A 1,613-nucleotide genomic window follows, 5' to 3' on the forward strand; every position below is an offset into this window, starting at 1 on the left:
ACGCCGCGGCTCCCGGTCCGGATGCCCTGCTCGGCAGCGTCCTCGGGGGCGAGGGCGGCCTGAACTTCACCCGCGACTTCGTCGACCTGGTCGCGCGACCGGACGACGCCTTTGTCGCGGCCGTGAACCTCCGCTCGGTGGCGCAGGCCGCGCCCGGGGCCCTCCCCAAGCCGCTTCGCTTCGCCGTGCGCGCGGGCGGGGTCGCCTCCCTGGGGATGCCGTGGGCCGTGATCCCCCTCGCCAAGCGCACCATGCGACGCATCGTCGGCCACCTGCTCGTGACCGCGCCGATCCCCGCGGACCCCGTGGACGTGGCCCGCCGCCCGGATGCCCTCGGCCGGGCGCTCGCGCAGGCGGCGGTGCCGGGAGCCGGCCAGACCCTGACCGTGCTGGGCGAGCCCGTGCTCGGGCCAGAGTCCGCCGAGCGGCGGCTGAGTCTGATGCGGCGCATCGTCGGTCGCCCCGAGGCGGGTCACCTGTCCGTGCGCCTCGGAGACCTCGTTCCCAACCTCACCGGCTGGGGTATCGACGCGGACGCGCCCCGCCTCGTCGCGGCCCTGCGCCCACTGTTGCTGGACGCGATCGCGACTGGCACCCGGGTCACGCTCGAGGCCGGGCCCTACCGAGAACACCGCCTGGCCCCGGCGGTGCTGATGCTCGCCCTCGCGGACCCGGAGCTCGCGGACGCGGACCTCGGCCTCACGGTGCAGGCCGCGCTGCCCGAGAGCCAGGCAGTGCTCGCGCGGATCACCCGCTGGTCACGGGACCGGGTGGCCGAGGGCCGCGCCCCCGTGCACGTGCGGCTCGTGAAGGGCGACCTCGTCGGCCCCGAAACGGTCGAGTCGATCCTCACGGGCTTGCCGGTGCCCGTCCTCCCCAGTAAACGGGACACCGACGCGCAGTTTCAGCGGCTCGTTGACGAGGCGCTCGTCCCCGCGAACGCCGCCGCGGTGCGGCCGGTCATCGCGAGCAACAACCTCTTCGACCTCGCCTTCGCCCGGGAGCTGGCGAGCCGCCGCGCCCTGCTCGACGGCTTCGACATCGAGGTGATGCTCGGGGTGAGCCCCGCGCAGGCCGCGGCGGTCGCCGAAACGTGCCCCGCGGTCCGGGTGTACACCCCCGTCGTGCGACCCAAGGACTTCGAGCACGCGATCGACTACCTGCTCGCCCGGGTCGAGGACACGGCCAATCCCGAGAGTTACCTGTCCGCGGTCGCGGACATTGCCGCGGATCCCGCCGTGTTCGAGACCGAGCGGGCCCGCTTCGCCTCCGCGCTTCGTCTGGCCAGCTCCGGGCTCGGCAGCGGGAGCCACCGCCTCCAGAATCGCGCCCGGGAATGGGACCCCTCGGAGCGCGATAGCGCGCTCTTCTACCGCCCGCCCGCCGAGGAACAGCGCTTCGACACGGGCGGGCTCACCGCCGCCGTGCTCGGGCTCACCCGGGGATCCCAGGGCGAGGTCACGCTGGAGCCCGCGGGGGTGCCCCTGCGGGTCCCCGTCGTGTCGGAGACCGGCTTCGCGAACGAGCCGGACACCGATCCGGTGCTCCCGGAAAACCGCGCGTGGGCGCGCCGCCTGCTTCGCCGTGCCGCCGAGTACGCGCCCGAATTCGAC

1 protein-coding gene is annotated in these 1,613 nt (G+C 74.5%); it reads left to right on the forward strand.

The annotated features are described in order from the left end of the window. The coding region (locus OOT08_RS10525) for a proline dehydrogenase family protein (protein ID WP_325092602.1) at positions 1 to 1,613 on the forward strand (1,613 nt) is incomplete at both ends.

The sequence above is a fragment of the Leucobacter sp. M11 genome (assembly GCF_035726885.1).
In the GTDB taxonomy this organism is placed as follows: Bacteria; Actinomycetota; Actinomycetes; order Actinomycetales; family Microbacteriaceae; genus JAPFRB01.